Origin of the sequence: Blautia luti (assembly GCF_033096465.1) — a bacterium.
Lineage (GTDB): Bacteria > Bacillota > Clostridia > Lachnospirales > Lachnospiraceae > Blautia_A > Blautia_A luti.
The window spans coordinates 96098-120938 of the sequence record NZ_AP028156.1 but is presented as its reverse complement, the minus strand read 5'-3'; the positions used below and the strand labels follow the sequence as shown (position 1 = coordinate 120938).

At 42.6% G+C, this 24841-nt stretch carries 22 protein-coding genes; 1 reads left to right on the top strand and 21 read right to left on the bottom strand.

All coding sequences use genetic code 11. The features are described 5' to 3' along the window. Positions 1 to 82: 82 nt before the first annotated feature. The gene (locus tag R8695_RS00605) at positions 83 to 979 is read left to right on the top strand and encodes an AraC family transcriptional regulator (protein ID WP_167829777.1); all 897 of its coding nucleotides are present in this window, start codon (positions 83 to 85) and stop codon (positions 977 to 979) included. 251 nt (positions 980 to 1230) lie between these two features. Here the strand turns inward: R8695_RS00605 and lysS are convergent, their stop codons facing one another. From lysS to R8695_RS00500, 21 genes are all read right to left on the bottom strand, one after another. Continuing rightward, entirely contained in the window at positions 1231 to 3255 is a 2025-nt protein-coding gene (gene lysS, locus R8695_RS00600) for a lysine--tRNA ligase (RefSeq protein WP_167829778.1), read from the bottom strand. A gap of 237 nt (positions 3256 to 3492) precedes the next feature. Next, positions 3493 to 3975, bottom strand: coding sequence for a transcription elongation factor GreA (gene greA, locus R8695_RS00595; RefSeq protein WP_008707789.1), 483 nt, complete (start codon positions 3973 to 3975; stop codon positions 3493 to 3495). Positions 3976 to 4245: 270 nt separating this feature from the next. After that, positions 4246 to 5205, bottom strand: coding sequence for a tRNA dihydrouridine synthase DusB (gene dusB, locus R8695_RS00590; protein WP_118512265.1), 960 nt, complete (start codon positions 5203 to 5205; stop codon positions 4246 to 4248). 28 nt (positions 5206 to 5233) lie between these two features. Beyond that, positions 5234 to 5599: a DUF6145 family protein gene (locus R8695_RS00585; RefSeq protein ID WP_118512249.1), complete on the bottom strand. Its 366-nt coding sequence runs from the start codon at positions 5597 to 5599 to the stop codon at positions 5234 to 5236. Positions 5600 to 5725: 126 nt separating this feature from the next. After that, positions 5726 to 6529 (bottom strand): biotin--[acetyl-CoA-carboxylase] ligase, encoded by an 804-nt coding sequence (locus R8695_RS00580; RefSeq protein ID WP_154780773.1) that lies wholly within the window; start codon positions 6527 to 6529, stop codon positions 5726 to 5728. After that, positions 6529 to 7530 carry an ornithine carbamoyltransferase gene (gene argF / locus R8695_RS00575; protein WP_118512245.1) on the bottom strand — a complete coding sequence of 334 codons (1002 nt, stop codon included), beginning with the start codon at positions 7528 to 7530 and terminating at the stop codon, positions 6529 to 6531. The genes R8695_RS00580 and argF overlap by 1 nt, the downstream gene beginning before the upstream one ends. Positions 7531 to 7676: 146 nt before the next feature. Beyond that, entirely contained in the window at positions 7677 to 8618 is a 942-nt protein-coding gene (locus R8695_RS00570; protein WP_008707794.1) for an SPFH domain-containing protein, read from the bottom strand. Positions 8619 to 8620: 2 nt separating this feature from the next. Next, on the bottom strand, positions 8621 to 9055 hold the full coding sequence (locus tag R8695_RS00565; RefSeq protein ID WP_008707795.1) for an NfeD family protein: 435 nt from the start codon (positions 9053 to 9055) through the stop codon (positions 8621 to 8623). A gap of 20 nt (positions 9056 to 9075) precedes the next feature. Then, entirely contained in the window at positions 9076 to 9849 is a 774-nt protein-coding gene (locus tag R8695_RS00560; RefSeq protein ID WP_154780774.1) for a TrmH family RNA methyltransferase, read from the bottom strand. 9 nt (positions 9850 to 9858) lie between these two features. Next, positions 9859 to 10512 (bottom strand): potassium channel family protein, encoded by a 654-nt coding sequence (locus R8695_RS00555; RefSeq protein ID WP_118512241.1) that lies wholly within the window; start codon positions 10510 to 10512, stop codon positions 9859 to 9861. Positions 10513 to 10586: 74 nt separating this feature from the next. Further along, positions 10587 to 11981, bottom strand: a complete 1395-nt coding sequence (locus tag R8695_RS00550; RefSeq protein ID WP_243139566.1) for a TrkH family potassium uptake protein — start codon at positions 11979 to 11981, stop codon at positions 10587 to 10589. 3 nt (positions 11982 to 11984) lie between these two features. Beyond that, entirely contained in the window at positions 11985 to 12983 is a 999-nt protein-coding gene (gene pfkA, locus R8695_RS00545; RefSeq protein ID WP_154780775.1) for a 6-phosphofructokinase, read from the bottom strand. A gap of 73 nt (positions 12984 to 13056) precedes the next feature. Further along, positions 13057 to 16524: a DNA polymerase III subunit alpha gene (locus R8695_RS00540; RefSeq protein ID WP_154780776.1), complete on the bottom strand. Its 3468-nt coding sequence runs from the start codon at positions 16522 to 16524 to the stop codon at positions 13057 to 13059. A gap of 56 nt (positions 16525 to 16580) precedes the next feature. Next, complete coding sequence (locus R8695_RS00535; RefSeq protein ID WP_118512237.1) at positions 16581 to 17420, bottom strand: CvfB family protein; 840 nt, start codon at positions 17418 to 17420, stop codon at positions 16581 to 16583. Between the two features lie 139 nt (positions 17421 to 17559). Beyond that, positions 17560 to 17880 (bottom strand): alpha/beta hydrolase family protein, encoded by a 321-nt coding sequence (locus R8695_RS00530; protein WP_243139567.1) that lies wholly within the window; start codon positions 17878 to 17880, stop codon positions 17560 to 17562. Continuing rightward, positions 17877 to 19094, bottom strand: coding sequence for a hypothetical protein (locus R8695_RS00525; protein WP_154780777.1), 1218 nt, complete (start codon positions 19092 to 19094; stop codon positions 17877 to 17879). Before R8695_RS00525 ends, R8695_RS00530 begins: the two co-directional genes overlap by 4 nt. Positions 19095 to 19281: 187 nt before the next feature. Next, complete coding sequence (locus R8695_RS00520) at positions 19282 to 19977, bottom strand: L-ribulose-5-phosphate 4-epimerase (protein WP_118512233.1); 696 nt, start codon at positions 19975 to 19977, stop codon at positions 19282 to 19284. Between the two features lie 242 nt (positions 19978 to 20219). Further along, positions 20220 to 20930 (bottom strand): acyl-[acyl-carrier-protein] thioesterase, encoded by a 711-nt coding sequence (locus R8695_RS00515; RefSeq protein WP_154780778.1) that lies wholly within the window; start codon positions 20928 to 20930, stop codon positions 20220 to 20222. 3 nt (positions 20931 to 20933) lie between these two features. After that, the gene (locus R8695_RS00510; RefSeq protein ID WP_279238212.1) at positions 20934 to 21059 is read right to left on the bottom strand and encodes a hypothetical protein; all 126 of its coding nucleotides are present in this window, start codon (positions 21057 to 21059) and stop codon (positions 20934 to 20936) included. Between the two features lie 185 nt (positions 21060 to 21244). Next, positions 21245 to 23890 (bottom strand): sensor histidine kinase, encoded by a 2646-nt coding sequence (locus R8695_RS00505; RefSeq protein WP_154780779.1) that lies wholly within the window; start codon positions 23888 to 23890, stop codon positions 21245 to 21247. 198 nt (positions 23891 to 24088) lie between these two features. Beyond that, on the bottom strand, positions 24089 to 24784 hold the full coding sequence (locus R8695_RS00500; RefSeq protein ID WP_167829779.1) for a response regulator transcription factor: 696 nt from the start codon (positions 24782 to 24784) through the stop codon (positions 24089 to 24091). Positions 24785 to 24841 lie beyond the last annotated feature (57 nt).

Genomic DNA, 24841 nt, shown 5'->3' with positions numbered 1-24841 from the left:
GCTGGAAGTATATCATGTAGAAAAAAGCTATGATATAATGAATCTATTATAAAATTGTAAAAATCTATGATGGAGATAATCTGTGAAACCTTATTTTGAATGTTCAGACAAATTAAACAAACCATATGAAGCCTTTTTATTTGATGCACAGACATCTGAGATGTTTCCAATTCTTCCACATTGGCATTATTTTGTGGAGATTCTTTACATGATGGAGGGAAAGGCGTATGTAGAGGCAGGAGAAGAGAATTATGTATTGGAACCGGGAGATCTGATCGTATTTTATCCGCAGATGGCTCATGCAATTTATTCAACAGGACAGCTTCCAATCCGTTACTATGTCCTGAAATTCGATCCGGCACATCTGAATATATCCGGTTCGGCACTTCCATCGATTTCGAGTCTGATCGCCATGGCAGCAGTGGAGCAGAAGCTATCGGTTTATTTTTCGAAAGAGAAATTTAATCAGGAAAAAATGAAGCAGCTGATTCAGGGATCAGTGAAGACGTTAGAAGAAAAGCAATTTGGTTATGACATTATTATGCATTCGAATTATTGTCTTCTTATGGCAGAAATTCTTCGTGTCTGGAAGCAGGAAGGCTTTCAGATAAAAAAAAGGAAAAAGGAAACTGTATTAAGTGAAAAATTTACAGAGGTATCTGAGTACATTTCACAGCACTACCAGGAAGATCTCTCGGTGGCGGAGCTGGCAGAAAAATTTCATATGAGTTATTCGCATTTTGCCGCAATATTCAAGGAGTACTATGGGCAGACCTGCAAGGAGATGATTCTCACGGTAAGACTGCAAAAAGCGGAGGACTTATTGCAATTCACAGATTTTGACCTAACTTATATCAGCCAGGAGACAGGATTTTGTGACTGCAGCCATTTTATCAAGGCGTTTAAACAGAAGTATGGAGTGACACCGAGGAAGTATAGGATGAAGGAGAAAAGTTTTGATTTTGTATCACGGAAGTAAAGAAATTGCAGAGGGATTATTACCTTCGTTTGCACCAAGATATACCGTAATATTCATATTTTTCCTCTTTTCAAAAATGGGCAATTCCAATTGGAATTGCCCATTCATCGTACTAATCATGCAATTTTTTCTTACTTGCACCGATTTCTGCATCAAATGATGTAATTTTGATGTAAATCGCTGTTTTTCATTTTTTTATCAAATGAAGTATGTCCCGTCTATTTGGTAAAACGGTACATCTTTACATCATCTTAATAGAGCTTTGCACCTGCTGGAATGTGATCATCAACCATCAGAAGATGAAGTTTTTCTTCGCCCTCTTCCTCATGGATTGCGCTAAGTAACATTCCACAGGAATCAATTCCCATCATAGCTCTTGGCGGCAGGTTAGTGATAGCGATCAGTGTTTTTCCAACCAGTTCTTCTGGCTCATAATAAGCGTGAATACCGCTTAAAATGGTACGATCTATGCCTGTTCCATCGTCCAGAGTGAACTGTAACAGCTTCTTGGATTTCTTAACTGCTTCACATGCTTTTACCTTTACAGCTCTGAAATCTGACTTGCTGAAAGTATCGAAATCAACCATTTCTTCGAATAATGGCTCAACTTTTACTTTGGAAAAATCAATCTTCTCAACTGGCTTTGTTTCCTGTGCAGCATTGTTTGCTTCGTTCTTTGCTGCCCCCTGTGACTTCATTGTCGGGAACAGCAGTACGTCACGGATTGCCTGGCTGTCTGTAAGCAGCATAACAAGACGGTCAATTCCGTATCCGATACCACCTGTAGGTGGCATACCAATCTCCAGTGCGTTCAGGAAGTCTTCATCTGTGTGGTTCGCTTCCTCATCACCTGCGTCAGCAAGAGCATCCTGTGCTTTGAAACGCTCTCTCTGATCGATCGGGTCATTAAGCTCGGAATATGCGTTACACATTTCCCATGTATTGATGAAAAGCTCGAAACGCTCTACCTTATTCGGGTCAGAAGGTTTCTTCTTTGTCAGCGGAGAAATCTCAATCGGATGATCCATGATAAAGGTTGGCTGGATCAGTTCTTTCTCACAGTATTCCTCGAAGAACAGGTTAATGATATCACCCTTCTTATGACGTTCTTCATATTCAATATGATGTTCAGCTGCAAGCTTCTTAGCTGCTTCATCATCTGCAACTTCATCAAAGTCAATTCCTGCATATTTCTTGATCGCATCGTTCATGGTCAGACGTTCAAAAGGTTTGCTGAGGTCGATCTCGATACCATTATAGGAAATCTTCGCAGAACCACAAACCTTCTCTGCCAGATAACGGAACATAGACTCAGTCAGTTCCATCATGCCTTCATAATCTGTATATGCCTGATAAAGCTCCATCAGAGTAAACTCCGGATTATGACGGGTATCTACACCTTCATTACGGAATACACGTCCGATTTCATAAACTCTCTCAAGACCACCAACGATCAGTCTCTTCAGATAAAGTTCAAGAGAAATACGAAGCTTAACATCTTCGTTCAGTGCATTATAATGAGTTTCAAACGGTCTTGCTGCAGCACCGCCTGCATTTGCAACCAGCATCGGAGTTTCCACTTCCATGAAGTCACGGTCTGCAAGGAAGTTACGGATTTCTTTCAGAATCTGGGAACGTTTGATAAATACGTTCTTGCTGTCCTGATTCATGATAAGGTCTACATATCTCTGACGATAACGTGTATCTGTATCTGTCAGTCCGTGGAATTTCTCAGGAAGAATCTGTAAGCTCTTGGAAAGAAGAGTCATGCTTTCTGCATGGATAGAGATTTCACCTGTTCTTGTTCTGAATGCAAAACCTTCCAGTCCGAAGATATCACCGATATCGGATTTCTTGAAATCTGCATAAGAGTCTGCTCCGATCGCGTCTCTTGCTACATATACCTGAATATTTCCCTGTAAATCCTGGATGTTGCAGAAAGAAGCCTTACCCATAACTCTCTTGAACATCATACGGCCTGCGATCGCTACGTGGATCGGGCTTGCGTCCATAATTTCTCTTCTCTCTTCGTAATCTTTCTTAACAGCTTCCTTTGCCTGTTCTTCATCAAGACCTGTTACATCTACTTCTGCACGGTCTTTGAGAAGTTCTGCCTCATGTGCTTCATAAAGATTCTTCACTTCCATTGAGTGATGAGTCTGGTTAAACTTTGTGATCTGAAATGGATCTTTTCCATTAGCCTGAAGATCTGCAAGCTTATCGCGACGTACCTTCAGTAACTGGTTTAAATCCTGTTCCTGCTTCTGCTGTGCCACCTTGGTTCCTCCTTATATACTTGTATAATTATTATTTGTTCTACATTTCTATGTGATATCAGATGTAACAGAAGATTCCATTCAACAGAATCCTGTATTTTCAAATATCAATTTATCAGATATACAGACAAAAATAAGAAATAACAAACTTCTTATTATCTGCTTATATAGTCAGAGAAAGGTGCGCGTTATGCCTTTGCATGATAAATCTCTACGCGCACCTCAGTCATCTGTCTCTTATACGTTTCTCTGGATCTCCAGAACTTTGTATTTCATGATTCCTGCCGGCATTTCTACCTCTACTACATCACCTGTGTGAGCACCGATAAGTGCTTTTCCTACAGGGGATTCGTTGGAGATTTTGCCTTCAAGGCTGTTCGCCTCTGTGGAACCTACAATCTTCAGCTCGATGTCTTCTTCGAATTCAAAATCATGTACTTTAACCTTACATCCAACGCTGATCTTGTCCAGATCTACTTCGTCCTCTACAACTACTTCAGCATTCTTTAAGATCTTCTCGATTTCTTCGATACGTGCTTCAATGTCTCTCTGTTCGTCTTTCGCTGCATCGTATTCCGCATTCTCTGATAAGTCGCCCTGTTCTCTGGCTTCCTTAATTTTCTCTGCTACTTCTTTTCTCTTTACTACCTTTAAATCATGCAGCTCTTCTTCTAATTTTTTAAGTCCTGCATAAGTTAGTAAGTTCTTCTTTTCTTCCATAACAACCTTACTCCCTTTCAACATCCGGTATAGTCTTTGGTGTGTCCTGCACACCCCGGATCACTACATGGATTTATGTGCTTCCTGATACATCATACCTGAAAAAGGGCAGACTTATTCTAGGATATTCACAATTCCTGTATTATACATAAAAGTGCCCGGATTGTCAAGCATTCCGGGCACCTTTGCTATTGTTTATATTTCTCATTTCAGCAGATACAAAATAACTCACAAACTATGATTTTTCAGCATTTTCTATCATCTGAAGTCCTATCCTAATCTGGACAAAAGCTCCTCCAGCGCTTCATAACTTTCAATGATATTGGATTCTCTTCGAAGTCCGGCGCTGTGACGCATGCCTGCGGTATACCATGCAACATGCTTACGCATTTCACGGATTCCCACGAATTCCCCTTTTAATTCAATCTGCTTTCTGGCATGGCGCAGGATCATCTCACGGATTTCCTCTACAGACGGGCGTTCCAGCAGTTCTCCTGTCTGGAAATAATGATTCAGTTCACGGAACAACCATGGATTTCCTCTCACTGCGCGGCCAACCATAACCGCATCACATCCGGTCTGTTTCACCAAGGCTTCTGCTTTCAATGGAGAATCTACATCCCCATTTCCAATTACAGGAATAGTGATTGCTTCTTTCACCCTGCGGATGGTATCCCAGTCTGCTGTGCCGGAATAGTACTGCTGTCTGGTACGGCCATGCACTGCAAGAGCTGCTGCACCTGCATCCTCGATACGCTTCGCAATCTCAACAATATCTATCGGCTCATTTTCAAATCCGATACGCACCTTGACAGTTAACGGCTTACTGATAGCAGATGACACTTTTCGAACAATCTCTTCGATCAGATTCGGATTCTTCAGCAATGCAGAACCCTCACCATTATTGACTACTTTCGGTACCGGACATCCCATATTGATGTCCAGAATATCAAAGTCTCTGTCCTCAATGGATTTCGCAACCTCTGCCATAAGATCCGGCTCACTACCGAAAAGCTGCATGGATACCGGATGCTCGCACGGGTCAATTTCCATCAGAGCGATCGTATTCTTATTGTGAAAAGAAATTGCTTTCGCACTGATCATTTCCATACAGATCAGACCAGCGCCCTGTTCCTTGCAAAGAATTCGAAACGGCAGGTCTGTAACACCTGCCATTGGTGCAAGGACAAATGGATTATCAATCTGTACATTCCCTATTTTCCACTGCATTTTCATGAATGGTTCTTTCTGCATGGATTCAGTCCTCGCTGCCCGGTGTTTTCTTCAGTTCTTCCTCCGGGATGTCTCCGAGGAAGAATACTTTATAATACATTTCCAGAGATTCCAGAAGTTCTTTCTTGTCCTGCTGGATCTGTTTGATTTTCAGACCGCTTCCAATCTCATCGTAGCGGGCATCTGCTTCCAAAGCCTCTGTCTTGAACTGGAGTCTGCCGTTTTCGTCAAATTCCAAAGTCAGGATTCCACCTACGTCTTCTGTGTAAAGAACACACATGATCTGCAGTTCTTTCTTTACATGATCCGGAAGTGCATTGAAATCCTGGTTAAAATAAAATTTCTTCTCATAGGCGCTTGCGCCGCAGAGAGTAATATTATCTTGATACATAAATTACTGTTTCCCTCTTTCGAAATTCTTCAGAATCATGTAATTTAACTTAAATCACAGATTCCATATTTATTAATAATTCTCAGGCGGTTAAAAAGTCATATCGTATAATGCCCGAACGACTCTTTATACATAACTGTAAAGTCCACGCACCGAGACCTCTCCAGCGCTGACTTTCACAACTTCTTTGTCCTGCTTTTCCACAAGCAGCTCACCTTTTTCATCGATTCCTCTGCAGATTCCCTCGAAGCTTCTGTCACCGTCGATCACTCTGACCGGCTGATCCAGGTTCGCAAGGATTCTGTGGTAATCATCCAGAAGATGCGTAAAATCACAGGTCTGGATAAATTTCTCGTAGTTGATCTCAAAGTATTTCATAACCAGTGCAATGATCTGATTTCTGTCATATTCATGACCACCCTCCAGAAGCAATGATGTTGCTTTATCCTGCATTTCCTCAGGGAACTCTTTCAGATTTACATTAATTCCCACTCCAATAAGAACGTAATTGATCTTCACACCATTCGTCCCCATCTCAGTCAGGATACCACAGATTTTCTTCTTAGAGATCACAATATCATTGGGCCATTTAATACTTACGTTAAACCCCAGTTCCTCTGCTGCCTGTGCCACTGCCATTCCCATAACCAGTGTCAGCATAGACGCATACTGCGGTGAAAATTCCGGACGTAAGAGCAGTGTCATCATAATAGAGCTGCCCTCCGGCGCTTCCCATCTTCTGTCAAAACGCCCTCTTCCCGCAGACTGGAATTCCGCAACTGCCAGAGTTCCATGCTCTGCACCATCTTTTGCCAGACGCTTGATCCATGAATTGGTAGAATCTGTTTCTTTTGCAAAATGGACGGTTTTGCCCGCCCATTTTGTGTTTATTGCCTGTGAAATTGTTTCTTCATTATACAGATATGCCATTATTTGTTCTCCGGCTCTCCTAATGTTGCTACCATGACAGCTTTGATGGTATGCATACGGTTCTCTGCCTCATCAAATACTTTGGACTGCTCAGATTCAAATACTTCATCTGTTACTTCCATATCTGTCAGATTGAATCTCTCGCCCATTTCCTTGCCGATCTTTGTCTTAAGGTCATGGAATGCTGGCAGACAGTGAAGGAAGATTGCTTTCTCTCCTGCGTTCTTCATAACGTCCTTTGTTACTTTATAAGGTGTCAGATCATGGATTCTCTCTGTCCATACCTCATCCGGCTCACCCATAGATACCCATACGTCTGTATAGATAACGTCTGCATCCTTTGTTCCTGCCTGAACATCCTCTGTCAGAGTGATGCTTCCGCCGGATACCTTCGCATATTCCTCACACTGAGCAACTAACTCTGCGTTCGGGAAATATTTCTTAGTTGTGCATGCTACGAAGTGCATACCAAGTTTGGTACACGCGATCATCAGGGAATTACCCATGTTATAACGGGCATCGCCCATGTATACAAGTTTGCGTCCTTTTAAATCTCCGAAATGCTCACGGATTGTCAGCATATCAGCGATCATCTGTGTCGGATGATACTCGTTTGTAAGACCATTCCATACCGGAACTCCTGCATATTTTGCAAGTTCCTCAACAACTTCCTGACCAAATCCACGATATTCGATACCATCATACATTCTGCCAAGAACTCTTGCTGTATCTGCGATGCTCTCTTTCTTGCCGATCTGGGAACCTGTCGGATCCAAGTATGTGCTTCCCATTCCAAGATCATGAGCAGCTACTTCGAAAGAGCAGCGTGTTCTTGTACTTGTTTTCTCGAAGATCAGAGCAATGTTTTTGCCTTTATAATATTCGTGAAGCTCGCCGGCTTTTTTCTTAGCTTTGAGTTCTGCAGATAAGTCAATGAGATATGTGATCTCCTCTGGTGTAAAATCTTTCAGCGTCAGAAAGTTTCTTCCTTTTAAATTCATGATATTTCTCTCCCCGATGTCATTTATTTGTTACTATTCTTCCTAATGCATTCTGCACGGAACAATAGCTTTCTGTTTTCTTTTGTTTCTATGTAAGGAAACAGATAATCCTGCTTCCTTCACAACTATATCTCTGACGGATATTGTTATTTATCAGTCTCAGCTTTCGGATCAGTTACAATCTCTTTCAGAGAACTTGCCAGACCTGCGATTCCCTGAATATCCGACGGAATAATGATCTTGGTTGCCTTACCGTCTGCTGCCCTGGCAAATGCTTCCAGGCTCTTCAGTGTGAGAACTGCTTCATCTGCTCCTGCTTCTCTGATCATGCGAATACCCTCTGCATTGGCATTCTGTACTTTCAGAACTGCCTCTGCCTGACCTTCTGCTTCCTTGATCATACGCTCTTTCTGCGCTTCTGCACGAAGGATCGCTGCCTGTTTCTCAGCTTCTGCGTCCAGGATCGCGGACTGTTTTTTACCCTCTGCAACAAGAATCGTCGATTTCTTCTGACCTTCTGCGATCAGAATCGCTTCACGACGTTCACGCTCGGCCTTCATCTGTTTCTCCATTGCATCCTGGATAGCTGCCGGAGGTATGATATTCTTTAATTCCACACGGTTAACCTTGATTCCCCATGGATCAGTTGCTTCGTCAAGGGAAGCTCTCATCTTGGTATTAATGGTCTCACGGGATGTCAGTGTCTCATCCAGTTCCATGTCACCGATAATATTTCTCAGGGTTGTTGCGGACAGATTCTCGATTGCCATGATCGGATTCTCCACACCGTAAGTATAAAGCTTCGGATCTGTGATCTGAAAGAACACAACAGTATCAATCTGCATGGTTACGTTATCCTTTGTGATAACCGGCTGCGGTGGAAAATCCACTACCTGTTCCTTCAGATTTACCTTTCTGGCTACTCGTTCAATAAACGGAACCTTGAAGTGAATTCCTGTACTCCAGGTTGCCTGATAAGCTCCCAGACGTTCCAGGATTACTGCATATGCCTGTGGTACAATGCGGACACAGGATGCAAGGACCCATACCGCAATAACGATAATAACTATCAGAAAAACCACGCCCATAACTAATCCTCCTTATTCTGTTTTACAATAAGTTTCACACCTCGGATCTCTTCGATCGTTACAACGGTGCCTTCGCCGATTTTTTCGTCATCAGCAGAACGTGCAGTCCATTCAATATCATTGATACGAACCTGGCCTGTCTGCGCCAGATTGTCAATCTCCTGAATCACAACTGCTTTCTTTCCAATCAGACTGTTTGCATTGGTCTGTATGGTTTCTTTGTTAAAGTACTTCATTGCCAGTGGTCTGGTAAAGATGAGAAGTACCAATGAAACACACAGAAACAGCAATATCTGTACAGTGAGGTTCGCTCCTGCATAACATGCAATAGCAGCGACCAGTGCGCCGCCAGCAAACCAGATGGTGGTCAGTCCTGCCGTAATTGCCTCTACAACAAGCAATAACGCAAGAATCCCAAGCCAGATCAAAGGCTGCATGAAACTCCTCCTTTCGTCTGCTATCGTCTCTGACGAGCAGCTTCATACATGAGAATTCCGGATGCCATGGCAGCATTCAGAGATTCTACTTTTCCACACATAGGAATCCGTATCAGACAATCAGCACTGTCTGCCGCTTCATCTGTCAGTCCTTTTCCCTCGTTGCCGATCAGGAAAGCAGTTCCTCCTGTGTAGGATTCCTGATCATAAGAGTTCTTACCATGCAGATGCGCCGCAAATGTGCGAATATTTCTGTCTTTCAGTTCCTGTGCTAATGATACCACATTTTCCACATATAGGAAAGGCATTCTGTAGACAGACCCCATGGTTGATCGTATAACCTTCGGGTTTGTGATATCCACGCAGGTCTTTGTCAGAAGAACTCCGCTTACTCCGGCGCCCTCTCCTGTACGGAGAATAGTTCCGGCATTTCCCGGATCCTGCAGATCCTCCAGAATCATAACCAGCGGATTTTTCCCGCCGAGAATATCTTCTATTGTATAGGAAGGTTTCTTAAGCACTGTCATAATTCCCTGAGGCGTCTGCGTATCGCTCATCTGTCGAAAAACAGAATCTGCTACTATCTCATATGGAAGTTTCTCCACCTGAACCATCAGTTCTGCATCACCGCTGAGAGCTTCTGATACATACACCTTCGAGATCCAATCCCTCGGTGCTTCGCCGAACATTTTTCTTCCTTCTGCAACAAAAAGCCCTTGTTCTCTGCGGGCTTTTGTTTTCTGGTTCAGCTGTATGATATTTTTTACCTGTCCGTTATTTACACTGGTGATCATATCTTATCCTCAATTTTCCGAAACCTTATTCAGGTCACTGTTTGCTCCTGTTGCAACAACTGTGCAGTCTGCCGGAAACACTTCATCCGGCGCCACATTCATATTCATCTTGTCGCCATGCTTCAGACCGATCAGATTGATGTTATACTTTTCCCTGACCTTCAGCTCCCGAAGTGTTTTTCCTATCCATTCCCGCGGGATCTTAAATTCTGCCATACTGAAATCAGAAGAAAGCTCAAACATATCGACAAATCCACTGGAGAGAAGATTTCTTGCAACTCTGACACCCATGGAATGTTCAGGATAAATCACCTTATCTGCCCCTATTTTCTCCAGTATCCTGCCATGAAGAGAATTCATTGCCTTTGCCATGACAAAAGGAACTCCAAGTTCTTTCACCTGCATGGTTGCTGTAATACTGGCCTCCATATTCTCGGCTACTGCGATGACCGCAACATCTACATTCTGAACTCCAAGCGATTCCAGAATTCCCGGATCACGCACATCTGCCTTAACAGCATAGGAAACTTTCTCTGCGATGTCCTGCACATTATCATCTTTATCGTCAATGGCAAGTACATCGCAGTTCGCCTCTGCCAGAGTAAGGGCTACCGTCATCCCGAACTGCCCAAGACCGATCACTGCATAAGATTTGTTCTTCATTTTCTTCCTCATTTCTCTTTCTGAACATGTATTCGTTATCCTCTGCGAATATCCGCCTGACTACCGAACCGTTACTATCCGATCATAATATCTTCTTCTGCCAGATGTGAATCTGCCGGCATTTTCTGTGCACGTACAGTCACTGCAGTTCCCAGAGTCAGCGGACCGATTCTTCCCAGATACATAGTCAGGATCACGATCCATTTGCCAGCTGTATTCAGGCAGGATGTCAGCCCTCTGCTAAGTCCTACCGTTGCAACCGCAGATGTAATTTCATAAACAACATCTTCTGTCGGTGCTTCCGGCATGGCTACACACAACAGCATACTCATGAGAATAAGTACTGTAAGTACCATACCTGTCACTACGATTGCAGAACGGATGTAGCTGTCTCTGATTCTCCTGTGGTGTACTTCCACATCCCGTTTTCCCTGAAGATTGGATTTCAGACTCAGCAGAAGGACCGCAACTGTTGTTGTTTTAATTCCACCTGCTGTTCCCATAGGGGAACCGCCGATCAACATCAATATCAGGCACAGCATATAAGTTGCATTGGAAAACCTCTCCTGACTTACAGTAAAAAATCCGGCTGTTCTTGTGGTAACTGACTGGAACAAAGATGCCATCCACTTCGTTCCCGGCGAATATATCCCGATACTTTCCGGATTTCCATGATCAAACAGAAAGATCAGTACTGTACCGCCCACAACAAGTATCAGCGTCATCATCAGCACGATCTTACTGTGAAGACGGAGATTTTTAAACATACGTCCCACCGGAAGTTTCCCTCTGATGACTCGTTTAATCTTATCCCAGATATCCCACCAGACCACAAATCCAAGTCCTGACATAATGATCAGTCCTACACTTGTAAAGTTCACGATCGGATCATCAACATACTGAGCCAGGCTGTCCTCTCCCAGCAGATCAATACCAGCATTACAGAATGCAGATACTGCCGTAAAAACAGAGTATCCCAAACCTTTTGCCAGACCGAACTGTGGAATAAATCGAACTGCATAACACACTGCACCGATTCCTTCTGCTCCAAACACACAGATCAGAACTTTCTTCACCAGCCTGACCATTCCACTCATTCTGTCCATATTATAGGACTCCTGGATAACACGCCGGTTCCTCAGCGATATTTTCTTTCTCAGACTTATAAAAATAATACTGCCCAGGGAAATCAGTCCCACACCTCCAATCTGGATCAGAACAAGAATAATAATCTTACCTGCCAGAGTCCAGTGAGTTGCCGTAACAACTGTCACAAGCCCTGTTACACATACACTTGTAGTTGCGGTAAACATGGCATCTGTAAAAGAAGTGTGATTTCCGGGTGCCGTACAAAACGGCAGCCACAGAAGTAATCCCCCTAAGATAATCACCCCCGCAAAACCGAGGGTAATTATCTGAGCAGTATTTAATTTATGCAGTCTGTTATATAACTGCATCTTTTTATTCATTTGTTATTTGTTGTTTTTATCATAGTTATGAGAAAGTGACTGGCATACTTCCCACTGATAGTCAGAGATACCTTTCTGCATAGCAAGTGCTTCATTGATATCGAAGTCTACAAATTCACCGTGACGATATCCAACAACGCGGCATGTCTTACCTGCAACAAGAAGGTCTACTGCCAGAGCACCCATCATAGATGCATATACACGGTCTTTACATGTCGGGCTTCCACCACGCTGCATGTGTCCAAGGATTGTAGCACGTGTTTCGATACCTGTGGCAGCTTCGATACGTTTTGCCATTGCTTCAGAATGACCAATACCTTCTGCATTGATGATGATGTGATGCTTTTTGCCTTTCTTACGACTCTCGATAATGTTATTGATCAGCTTCTGCTCATCATAGTCATATTTCTCAGGAACCAGAACGTCCTCAGCACCGTTGGCAATACCGCACCACAGAGCAATATATCCTGCACCACGTCCCATAACCTCGATGATACTGCATCTCTCATGGGAAGTAGAAGTATCACGTACTTTATCGATTGCTTCCATTGCTGTGTTTACAGCTGTATCGAAACCGATCGTATATTCTGTACATGCGATATCAAGGTCAATTGTTCCCGGAAGACCAATTGTATTGATTCCAAGGTTTGCAAGTTTCTGAGCACCTGCAAAAGATCCATCACCACCGATAACAACAAGTCCGTCGATGCCGTGCTTTTTGCAGATTTCTGCACCACGCTGCTGTCCTTCCGGTGTACGGAATTCTGCACAACGTGCTGTGTAAAGGATTGTACCGCCGCGCTCAATCGTGTCGGAAACGTCCTTGGCACTCATATCAATGATTTCTTCGTTTAACAGACCATTGTATCCTTTAAGAATACCTTTTACATTCAGGCCATTACTTAAACCTCTTCTGACAACTGCACGAATTGCAGCGTTCATTCCCGGTGCATCACCACCGCTGGTAAGGACGCCAATGGTTTTTATCTTGTTTTCTGCCATCTTTTCTTCCTCCATCTTATGAATCTATCTCATTTTTACTATACACATATTCGGGTATTAGTTTAGCGCATTTTTATAAGTTTTTCAATCCTCTTTCTACAACTTTAACATTGGTTTTACCATATTTTTCACCCAATCGGCCCATCCAGGAGTCCTGAATTTGTACCTGCCAGGCTGCCGGAAGCTTTTTCATGGCTTTCACATCTTTCAGATAGATCACCACACTGCTTCTTCCCGGTGATTCCCGAAGATCTGCCAGAAGCTGCTGTTCCTTTTTCCCGTATTCACTGCGGTTCTCAAACTGGATCCACAGCTCTCTGGGTACATCATCAAAGGATCTGATCTTCTCCAGGATCAGCTTGCTTGCCCTGTCATCTTCAGCTGAAACCCTGCCCTGTATAAATACTCTGGCATCCTCCTGCAAAAGAACCTGGCTTTTCTCATAATCTCTTGGGAAAACAACCACTTCTACTGTTCCTACCAGATCCTCTACTGTCAGAAACGCCATAATTTTGTTTGTCTTGGTATATTTAATGGTCTTCTCTGTGATCATTCCTCCGATGATCACCTTCTGTCCATCCACTACCTTAGGGATATTTGTCTCTTCATCCGGCTGGAAATCTATAGTTCTCGCGGAAATTGTTTTCTCCATCATTCCTCTGCAGCTTTCCAGCGGATGTCCGCTCAGATAAATTCCCAAAACTTCTTTCTCAAATGCCAGCAGCTCTTCCTTATCAAATTCCTCCACATCCGGCATACGGATCTCGAATTCCTTCTTATCCTCATCGCTGACCAGGTCAAACAGGCTCATCTGTCCTGCCAGACTGTTCTTTCTCTCCTGACTGATGCTGTCGGAAATCTGCTGATAGACCATCATCTTCTGACGGCGATTTCCCTCCAGACAGTCCATGGCACCTGCTTTGATAAAGTTCTCAATGGCTCGTTTATTCATCTGGGAAGAATTTCGTTCCATAAAATCCTTCAGGGATTTATACTTCCCGTTATTTTCTCTCTCTTCCACCAGGCTCTCGATAGCTGGACGCCCCACACTCTTAATTGCAGACAATCCATATCGGATCGCGCCGTTATCTACAGAGAAACCATACATTCCGCAATTGATATCCGGCGGAAGGATCTTGATTCCCATCTGACGGCCTACCAGGAAATATTCTGCTACTTTTGTAGGAAAATCAATCACCGATGTCATCAGCGCTGCCATAAATTCTATCGGATAATAGTACTTCAGATATGCAGTCTGATAAGAAACAACTGCATATGCCGCTGCATGAGATTTATTGAACGCATACTTGGCGAAATCGATCATGTCATCATAGATCTTATTAGCTGTTGCCTCGTCGATCCCATTGGCAATACATCCCGGAACCCCTTCAGCTTCATTTCCGTATACGAAATTCCGGCGTTCTTTTTCCATAACTGCCGCTTTTTTCTTGGACATGGCACGGCGGACAAGGTCGCTTCGTCCAAGGGTATAGCCTGCCAGATTACGAACGATCTGCATAACCTGCTCCTGATATACGATACAGCCATAAGTCGGCTTAAGGATTGGCTCCAGCTGAGGACAGTCATACTTGATGGTATCCGGACGGTTTTTGCCCCGGATATACTGGGGGATGAAATCCATAGGACCCGGACGGTAAAGGGAAATTCCCGCGATCACATCTTCAAGACTCTGTGGTTTCAGCTCTTTCATGAAGTTCTTCATTCCTGCACTTTCCAGCTGGAATACACCATCGGAACGGCCGGTACCGAGAGAATCAAGAACTTTCTTATCATTATAATCTATTTTCTGCATATCCAGCGTAACGCCTGCGTCTTTCTGGATCAGTTTCACTGCATTCTGGATCACTGTCAGGGTACGCAGACCCAGGAAGTCCATTTTCAGAAGTCCCAGTTCTTCCAGTGTTGTCATGGTGAACTGAGTAACAATGGAACCGTCCTGTGCTCTGGAAAGAGGTACATATTCGGAAACATCTTTCTGGCTGATCACCACGCCTGCTGCATGCATAGAGGTATGCCGCGGAAGACCTTCCAGACGTCTCGCCATGTCGATCAGATAGTGGACATCATCCTGTTCTTCGTATGCCTTCTTCAGTTCAGGATTCATTTTCAGGGCTTTATCAATAGTGATATTCAGCTCCTGGGGAATCATTTTCGCAATATCAGCAACCTGTGCATAGGGCATATCCAGAACACGGCCGACATCACGGATAACACCGCGGGCTGCCAGTGTACCGAAAGTAACGATCTGAACCACACAGTCATCTCCGTATTTGCGCCGTACATATTCGATCACTTCCTGTCTTCTTTCGAAGCAGAAGTCAACGTCAATATCAGGCATGGATACTCGTTCCGGATTCAGGAATCGCTCGAAAAGCAGATCATAACGGATCGGGTCAAGCTGTGTGATACCCAAAGTGTAGGCAACAAGGCTTCCTGCTGCTGAACCTCGTCCAGGACCTACCATAATATCATTGTCACGGGCATATTTGATGAAATCCCACACAATAAGGAAGTAATCCACGTATCCCATATTTTTGATCGTGGATAATTCATATGTCAGGCGGGATTTTAATTCATCAGTAACCGGATGATAACGTTCTTCCAGACCCTCGAAACACAGTTTATTCAGATATTCCCAGGAGGTAAAACCATCCGGCACATCGAATCGCGGCAGCTTGGTTACGCCGAATTCAATCTCCACGTGGCATCTCTGCGCGATCTTATGAGTGTTTTCCAGGGCTTCCAGTGCATATGGGAAAAGCTGCGCCATTTCCTCCGGAGATTTCACATAATACTGTCCGCCTTCATAACGCATTCTGTCTTCGTCTGCAAGTTTCTTGTTCGTCTGCAGACACAGAAGAATATCGTGGGGCGCAGCATCCTCTGCCATTGTATAATGCACGTCATTGGTTGCCACCAGATCGATTCCTGTTTCTTCGTGCATGCGCAAAAGTTCCTGATTTACTACCTGCTGTGCCGGAATTCCATGATCCTGCAGCTCCAGGAAGAAGTTTCCCTTTCCAAAGATATCCTGATAACGCAGCGCTGCTGCCTTTGCATCTTCATACATTCCTCTTTGAAGATATCTGGCAACCTCACCTGCCAGACATGCACTTAATGCAATGATTCCCTCATGGTACTCTCTTAATACCTCCAGATCTACCCTTGGCTTGTAATAAAATCCCTCGGTAAATCCTTTAGACACGATTTTCATCAGGTTGGCATATCCCTGATTATTCTCTGCCAGGAGAACCAGATGATAGTATCTGTCCTCCCCGTTTCCTGCTTCACGGTCAAATCGGGAGCCGGGAGCTACATAAACCTCACATCCCAGGATCGGATTGATTCCTTCGGCCCTTGCTGCACGGTAAAAATCGATCACACCGTACATGACTCCGTGATCTGTGATCGCCGCACTGTCCATGCCAAGTTCTTTGACACGGGCTACATATTCTTTTATTTTATTGGAACCATCCAGCAGACTGTATTCTGTATGGACATGAAGATGTGTAAACTCCAACTTTGTATCTCTCCTGTTCTTATGCTTTAACTATTATATTGGTTATACAGTTCTTTTTACTTCGCGTAGATTCTCTTATCTTTAATTTCTACTTTGCCTTCTTTCATCAGATGTCCAATGGCACGCTTAAAAGCACCCTTACTCAGGCCAAATTCTCTCTGAATGACTTCCGGTGATGCTTTATCGTCAAATGGAAGAACACCTGCGAATTCATTGATGACTTCCAGGACATTTTCGGCATCCTCGTTGATCTGCAGATATGCTTTCTGACGGTCTGTGACATTCATCTTTCCGTCTTCTTTTACTTCACTGACACGCAGTTCCAGGATCTTACCCGGACGGTATTTTCCCTTAGCTTCTCTTGCAGGGATCAATGCGGAATATTTGTCATCAACTGCCACGAATACACCGAATCTGTCGCTGATCTCATAGACACGGCCTTTTACCATATCTCCTACTACATAAGGAGTTCTGGTTGAAAGGTAGTGATAAACCTTCATCGTTGCGCAGAGACGGCTGCTTTTGTCGATATAGAGCGCTACCAGTACATCCTCGCCTTCTCTTACTTTCAAAGTCTGCTCATGATATGGAAGCAGAAGGTCTTTCTCCAATCCCCAGTCAAGGAATGCTCCGATTCTGGTCACCTGAGATACTTTCAGGACTGCGGTCTGTCCTACCTGAAGTTTCGGTTCTTTTGTTGTTGCGATAAGGCGGTCCTGAGAATCTTTGTAAATAAATGCTTCAATGCTGTCGCCCTCTTTTGTTCCTTCCGGAACCTGTTTGGATGGAAGAAGTACACGGTTCTTCGCATCCGCATGCATATCCTCACCCAGATAAATACCGAAATCTACGGACTTTACTACTGTTAATTTCTGTTTTTTTCCTAACTCTATCATATAATCTCCATTTCTGTTGTCATCTTGCCGGTACAATATTCTGCAATGTCAATTATAGCCTGGCATTGGCTTTATATTTCAGTATAACACAAATAATAAAGGCGGCACAATGCCGCCTTTGTATTTTTATTATCTTATTTTATTTTATATTTTCTATCCATTTACATGCCAGTTCCATCCATGTCTGGCATTCTTTTTGTATGCATCTGCCGTCTTCGTAGCTTGTCTCTTCATTTGCAAGGCTAAGACCATGTCCGCCAACAGGATAAAGATGCATTTCTACCGGTATTTTGAATTTCCGCAGTGCATTAAAAAATAACAGAGAATTCTCTACAGAAACACAATCATCTGTTACCGTATGATATCCCTTTGCCAGATACTGCATGACAATCGGTTCTGCTTCTCTGTCAGAAGTCACAGCATACCCGCCTACTGCAATTTCAATCTTCTTATAAATCATACGTTCCTGTATATTTCATCACCTTTTTCCATTTCCACTCCCCATTCCGCTAATTTCCGGGGAATATTTACAGCTACTTTTCTCAGTTTTGTTTTGCCAGCCTTTGCTGCCAGACGCTTATATAAATGTATATTTCCATCTGCATCAAGAACAATATAAAAACTCTCTAAAATATGACCTGATCCTACAATTTCCCGTGTTGTATATATATATCCTGCTTTATTCTTTTTTCTTTTAGAAAAAACAATACCTCTGCTTCTCCGGGCTCGGAAACTTGGAAAATAATCTTCACGTATAATTTCAAGTTCTTCCCATTTATACATTTTTTTGAAAAACAGATACGATATTTTGCAGCCTTCTTTACTTAATGTTACGACTTTTGAAGAGAAAAACAATAATGGTGCATCAATCAAAAACTCAAGAATCAATATTGGAATTCTTTCTCCCTCTTCAGCAGACAGCCCTGTCCAAATAAGCAGTACCGTAATAAGTATTACCATGGTTATCTGAAAAAAATCTCTGATCTTTATTACTTCTTGCTGATATTCTTTTAAATTTGTACAGTCTGCTCCTTTGCTTTGAATTTTTTTTCTTTGTTGCCTCCTCAATTCTATCATTTCATCATATTGTCTTTGTTTTTCTTCTTCTTTTATTCCCTCTCCTTTTTCTACCTCCACTCCCCATTCCTTCATTTTTTCACGAACATTTACGAACATTTTTCTAATAACTTGCTTTTTTCCTTTTTCTAATTTATAAGAAAAAACATTGCCATGTTCATCAAAAGTAATGTAAAAACAATCTGAAAGCGGAAGCGCATTAACGATCATCCTGGTAGTATATTTCTTTTTCTTCTTATTTACTACATATTTGGAAAATACAATCCCCTGATAACGTATACTCCCTCCTTTACCATATGTATACCAGACATCCTCTCTAATAACAGCAAGCTCTTCCCATTTATAATTTCTCTTCCAAAACAGCCAGGATACCGTACAGCCTTCTCTGCTCAGCACAACAGTTCTCATATAATACAAGATTAACAGCAACATTAATATTTCCACACTAAAAAATATAAATTCATATCCCTCTGCTCTTATTTCCTTTCTTTCCAGGAAAATCATCAGCATTCCTATGCCGAATACAAACGCTGATATAAATAATATCAGTATTATATGTGGATCTAATACTCTTATTTTTTCCTGCTGCTCTTTCATATGCATTTCCTCCAGTTGTCTGAAATCCTTACTATTCCAGTATATCAACCTAATTTCTTGCATTCTCTTATGAGTTCATTATAAGGTAAATAAATGTAATTGTTAAGGTGCAAAATAAAAAGTCTCCCGGATTTCAGAGTAGCGCTCACTCTTTCCGGGAGATTTTTTATCTCTTATTCACTGATTCTTATTTATTATTGCCCTGTCCATAATATGCATTTGCACCATGTTTTCTGTAATAATGCTTGTCCTGCAGATCCTGTGGAGCAGGCTTTACCTGTGGATTGATCATCTCGCAGCGTGCTGCCATCTTCGCAACTTCTTCTACAACTACTGCATTATGTACTGCTTCGTGAGCATCTTTGCCCCATGCAAACGGGCCATGGTTCTTGCAGAGTACTGCAGGTACTGCTTCGTAGTCTTTATCTTTGAACAGATCAACGATCAGAAGACCTGTGTTCTTCTCATACTCATCGAATTCTTTTCCTTCCAGGCAGCGTGCACATGGAATTTCTCCGTAAATGTAATCTGCATGTGTAGTTCCATAGCAAGGAATTCCTCTTCCTGCCTGTGCCCAGCTTGTTGCCCATGAAGAATGTGTATGTACAACTCCGCCGATATTCGGGAATGCTTTGTACAATTCAACATGAGTTGCTGTGTCAGATGATGGATTATATTTTCCTTCTACTTTATTTCCGTTCAGGTCTACTACAACCATATCATCCGGAGTCAGCAGATCATAGTCTACCCCACTTGGTTTGATAACAAAAAGTCCTGATTCTCTGTCAATTCCACTTACATTTCCCCATGTAAATGTAACAAGTCCGTATTTCGGAAGATCCATGTTTGCTTTGTAAACTTCCTCTTTTAATTTTTCCAGCATAATTTCCTTCTCCTTTTGCTTTTTTCATTCATATTTTGGGGCAACGATTTTCATATTCTCCCGGTTTTTGTATTCCTGTACAATATCCCAACCGGAAAATATCTTACTGTTACCTGTATTATATCACTTGTACGGTACATGTACCAACTTGTATCTTTCTATAAACATCACAAAATAAATGTTACTGTACACTCCGTGCACAGTAACAAATAAATACCGGGGTATCATTCCTACAAATCTCCTTACTTCTCCGCAAGCTCCACAATTGCATACGGCTTCCCCTTCTCATCATCCAGAGATACAACAACTTTCCCTGATTCCACTTTCGTCTTCGGACAGATCATGTCACCCAGCTTTGCCTGCATCTTATATTCCGCACGCATCTGATATACTTTGAATTTTTCCGGGAGAAAATCTTCTGCCATACAGATGTACTGGCAGTTGTTTACATGATGATTTGTATCCAGATGATGTTTCTGCACCTGGAATGGTTCCTGAGATATCATGTCATCCGGCAGACTGATCTTTCTTGGAGCATAATCCATTTCCATCTTTTTGCTGAGTACATAGTTGTCTGTATCTGCCGGTGTCAATCGTGCCGGAATTCCCTTGCTGATAATAAGATTTGTCCAATTTGAATTTGCCCAGGCAAGCAATCTGCCGTCTGCAGTTTCAATAGTAAAATTACGCATACCCATGAACCCTTTGAAATCATAAGGTGCAGTTGTAATTTTGATTTCTGTTCCCATAGCCGGATATTCATCTACGATCACCTGCCAGGAAGAAAGAAACCACGCCCTGTCTCTTGCTTTCAGTACCTCCATACCAAGCCCGATGGACTCCGCCTGAAATGTACAGCAATCCTGAAAATAATTCAAAGCCCCCGGCAATGTCAGTCTGCCGTCTTCGCCTGTCTCACTGTATCTGACTCTGCTGTTAAAACTGTAGTTCATTTTTTATGTCCTCTCTTCTTGTGCATTACGTTTCCTGATTACTTCCAATTCCGGCTGAATCGCTTCATATCCCTTAGCAAATTCCAGATCCTGCATTTGCTGTTCTTTGTACTTTTTTAATGTCTTCATTATATGTACTCACCTTCTTCATGAATTGGAAATATTATGGATATTCAGATATTATAACACTTATTTTATCAAACATAGTCTGGACTTACCAGAAGATTTTTTCTATACACCTGTTGTTTACATGGAAAAGCAGAACACATGTTAGCCGATCTTGCTTCCATATGTTCTGCCCTGATTAACGATGTTTACTTCGCTGCAAAAGTAATTATTACCTTAAATAAATCTCCATCCAGATGCAGTTTAAACTCTCCGCCCTGCAGTTCTGTCAGGCTCTTTGCAATGGAGAGTCCCAGACCGCTTCCTTCTGTATTTCGTGCCACATCCCCTCTGATAAATCGTTCTGTCAGTTCATCTGCGGAGAAATTCAGTGGCTGTGCAGAGATATTTTTGAGGGAAAAGATTACTTTTTTATTCTGATTGCTGATTTCTGCATAGACTCTGGTGCCTTCCATTGCATACTTCACAACATTGCCAAATACATTCTCCAGAACACGCCACATTTTCTGACCGTCTGCATAAATAATGGATGGTTCGTCTGTGAAATGCACCATCATGGTAAGGTTCCTTTCCCGGAATTTTTCTTCAAATTCTCCGATCACCTGCTGCACCATTTCCACAAAATCAATATCATTCATCTCCAGCTTAATGTTTCCGGTACTTGCCTTGGATGCCTCTACCACATCCTCTGTGAGCACCTTCAGTCTCTGGGATTTCTCATCCAGGATGCGTAAATATTCCTGTATTTTCGGATCTGTCGGATTTTCCCGTTTCATCAGATCCACATAATTGATAATAGAAGTCAGAGGTGTTTTCAGATCATGGGAAACATTTGTGATCAGCTCTGTCTGCATTCTTTCTTTTTTCAGGCTGTTCTCCACAGCAGCATCCAGACCACCGCCAATATTGTTGATATATTCTGCCATCACCTTCTGTTTTCCGGTAAGTGTATCTGTTTTGATCTTATATTGCAGTTCTCCATCGCTGATTTTCTTCAGGCCATCCATAATAAGATCCTGCCCGTCCGCTTTTCGGATGGCAAAAATCATAGCAGCCACATCTACAGCCAGCAATGCCAGCAAGAATACTCCTGCACCACTGAATACGCAGCCGATGATCAGAAACTGCAAGAATAAAAACGCACTTCCCACAAGCAGAACTTTTATTTTTTCTGCTGTATTTCTGGAAAAAGCTCTGGCAAAACCGGCAAGCTTCCCACTGCATTTTCCAATCCATTTCAGAACTTTTCTAATCAGACTGTTTTTCCATAAGGTTCCTGCTTTTATTCTTCTTACCAGGCTGAGATATCCGATCAGAAACCATGCCATTGTATAAGTTCCACATATGAGACAGGTAACAATCACTGTCACTACCGCATGACTGTAACCCAATGATGAGTTGGCTATCAAAGTTCCTGATATGATCGTTCCTGCCAGCCATATACCGATCACTGCTCCTGCTGCAATTTCTGTATACCATCTGTCAAATCCATTCAGATGGATTTCTTCATCCTTCGGTTTCCTTCCTGCTGTCACAGTCAGCCACACCATACCGATCAGCCAGAGCACACTTCCGAAGATTGCTCCTGCCAGCATCGGAAACATAAGCTTTGAATATGTCTCATAGCTCTCTGCCTCATCAGCCATGGAATCTGCCACAGAAAATTCCGTATCAACCGAAACTGCAAACACAAAATCCTTTGTGTCAAAGCTCTGGTCAATGGTATGATTCCACACCTGCAGATCTGCATCCGGAATATTTGTCACACACTTACTTAATTCCGGGTAAACAACTGCATATGCTTTTTCTTTAAATATTGTCTCAAGGTTCTGCTCCAGCTGTGCGTAACTGCTGTACGCTTTTTTATTTGTATAGATTGTCTGTGTTTCTTTATCTGCGAAAAGATATGTGAGGTTGGTACTCCCTTCGGTATAGTCTCCCACGCTGTGAAAGACGGATGCCAGTGATGTTTCATAATCATTGAACTGTTCATCTGACTGTATGGCACGGATGCAGTCCAGAAGTGTGAATAACTCCTTATATGCATCCTCCAGTCTCCCATTCCATTCCGTGCTTTTGTTTACCGCATCCAGGATATTCTCAGCTCCCTGTGGTGCAAATTTCTCGTCCAGCTGACTCAGTTCTACGAAAAAACATCCCGGATATTCTGTGTTTGTTCTGGTATCCGTAACGTTGCCGATATTCTCTGATTGTGAGGTATATCTGTAATAAAGTTCATCTGCTACGGTATCCAGTTTCTCGGACTCGGTCTTTGATTCGAAATCATCTTCTTCAAGAAAATCTGTATTGTAATTAATTTTCAGTGTTCCATCTGCCACCATCTTTTTAAAGTCAGTCCGATAAAAATAGTGGCTGGTTCCGTCAGAAGATTCACATCTTATGACCTGTGAATCTTCGTCATAAACACCTTCATAATAGTTTGCCTCCCAGTCTTTTCCCCACTCCAGAAGATCACTTACAGAGTACGCAAGCCCGGAAGTATTTTTCAGAGAAAGATCTCTGATGGAATCACGGGTGTTTCCTTTTTCCTCAAATTCTGCCAGATCGATTACTGCCGATGAACCAGCATTTTTCAGATAGTTAATGTCATCCTGCGCTGCCAGACTGACCAGAATATCTGATCCTCTGTTGCTGACCTGTTTCTCAAATGCTTCTGATTCTGTGTAACTTTTGCCTCTGTCATCCAGGCGGATTCCAGTCTGATAGATCATCACAAACATAGCTGCACAGACTGCTGCTACAACTGCTGCCAGATGCGCGATCACGATCCAGATTGCCTTGACAGAACTGCTTCTGTATCCTTTTCCCTTCATAATGTTTGTCCCTTTCCTTTTTTATTTAATTTATTGCTTTGTCAAGCGGATATTCGCAATCCGCTTTGCTACTTGCTCATAACCAAATAACTGCTTCGCAGTTTATCAGAATGCGCTTGCACGCCTCCTGATACAAGCAAGTCCCCACCCACTGCTTATTGCTTTTCGCAATTGAAGCAGGGGACTTACTTGATTTGGTTAAATTTTTTCCACCTTATATCCAAGTCCCCACACAACTTTCAGGTATCTTGGTTCTCTTGGATTAATCTCAATTTTTTCTCTGATATGCCGGATATGCACTGCCACTGTATTATCTGCAGCAACTGCTTCCTCATTCCAGATGTTTTCGTAAATCTGATTAATGGAAAATACCCTTCCCTGATTCTTCATCAGTAGAAGAAGGATATTGTACTCAATAGGTGTCAGCTTCACTACATCACCGTCTACCCTGACTTCCTTCAGGTCATCGTTTATGCTCAGACCTCCTGTCTCGTAGATATGAGCATTCTCCACAGGTATTGCTGCTCCCAGTCTTGTATATCTTCGAAGCTGTGATTTCACCCTTGCCACCAGTTCCAGCGGATTAAAAGGTTTTGTCACATAATCGTCTGCACCTACATTTAATCCAAGGATCTTATCTGCATCCTCTGATTTCGCAGAAAGAATAATGATCGGAAGAGGATTCTCTTCCCTTATCTTCAAAGTAGCCCGAATGCCATCCAGCTTCGGCATCATAATATCTATGATCAGCAGATCCACCGGCTGACTGTGCAATATATTGATTGCGTCCAGACCGTCATATGCTTTAAAAATCGTATATCCTTCCTGCTCCAGATAAATACTGATTGCTTCTACGATGTCCTTATCGTCATCGCAGACCAGAATATTCGCCACTTTCTGCACCTCCCTCTTTGTCAGAACACCTGTTACCATTTCTATAACTTTATAAAT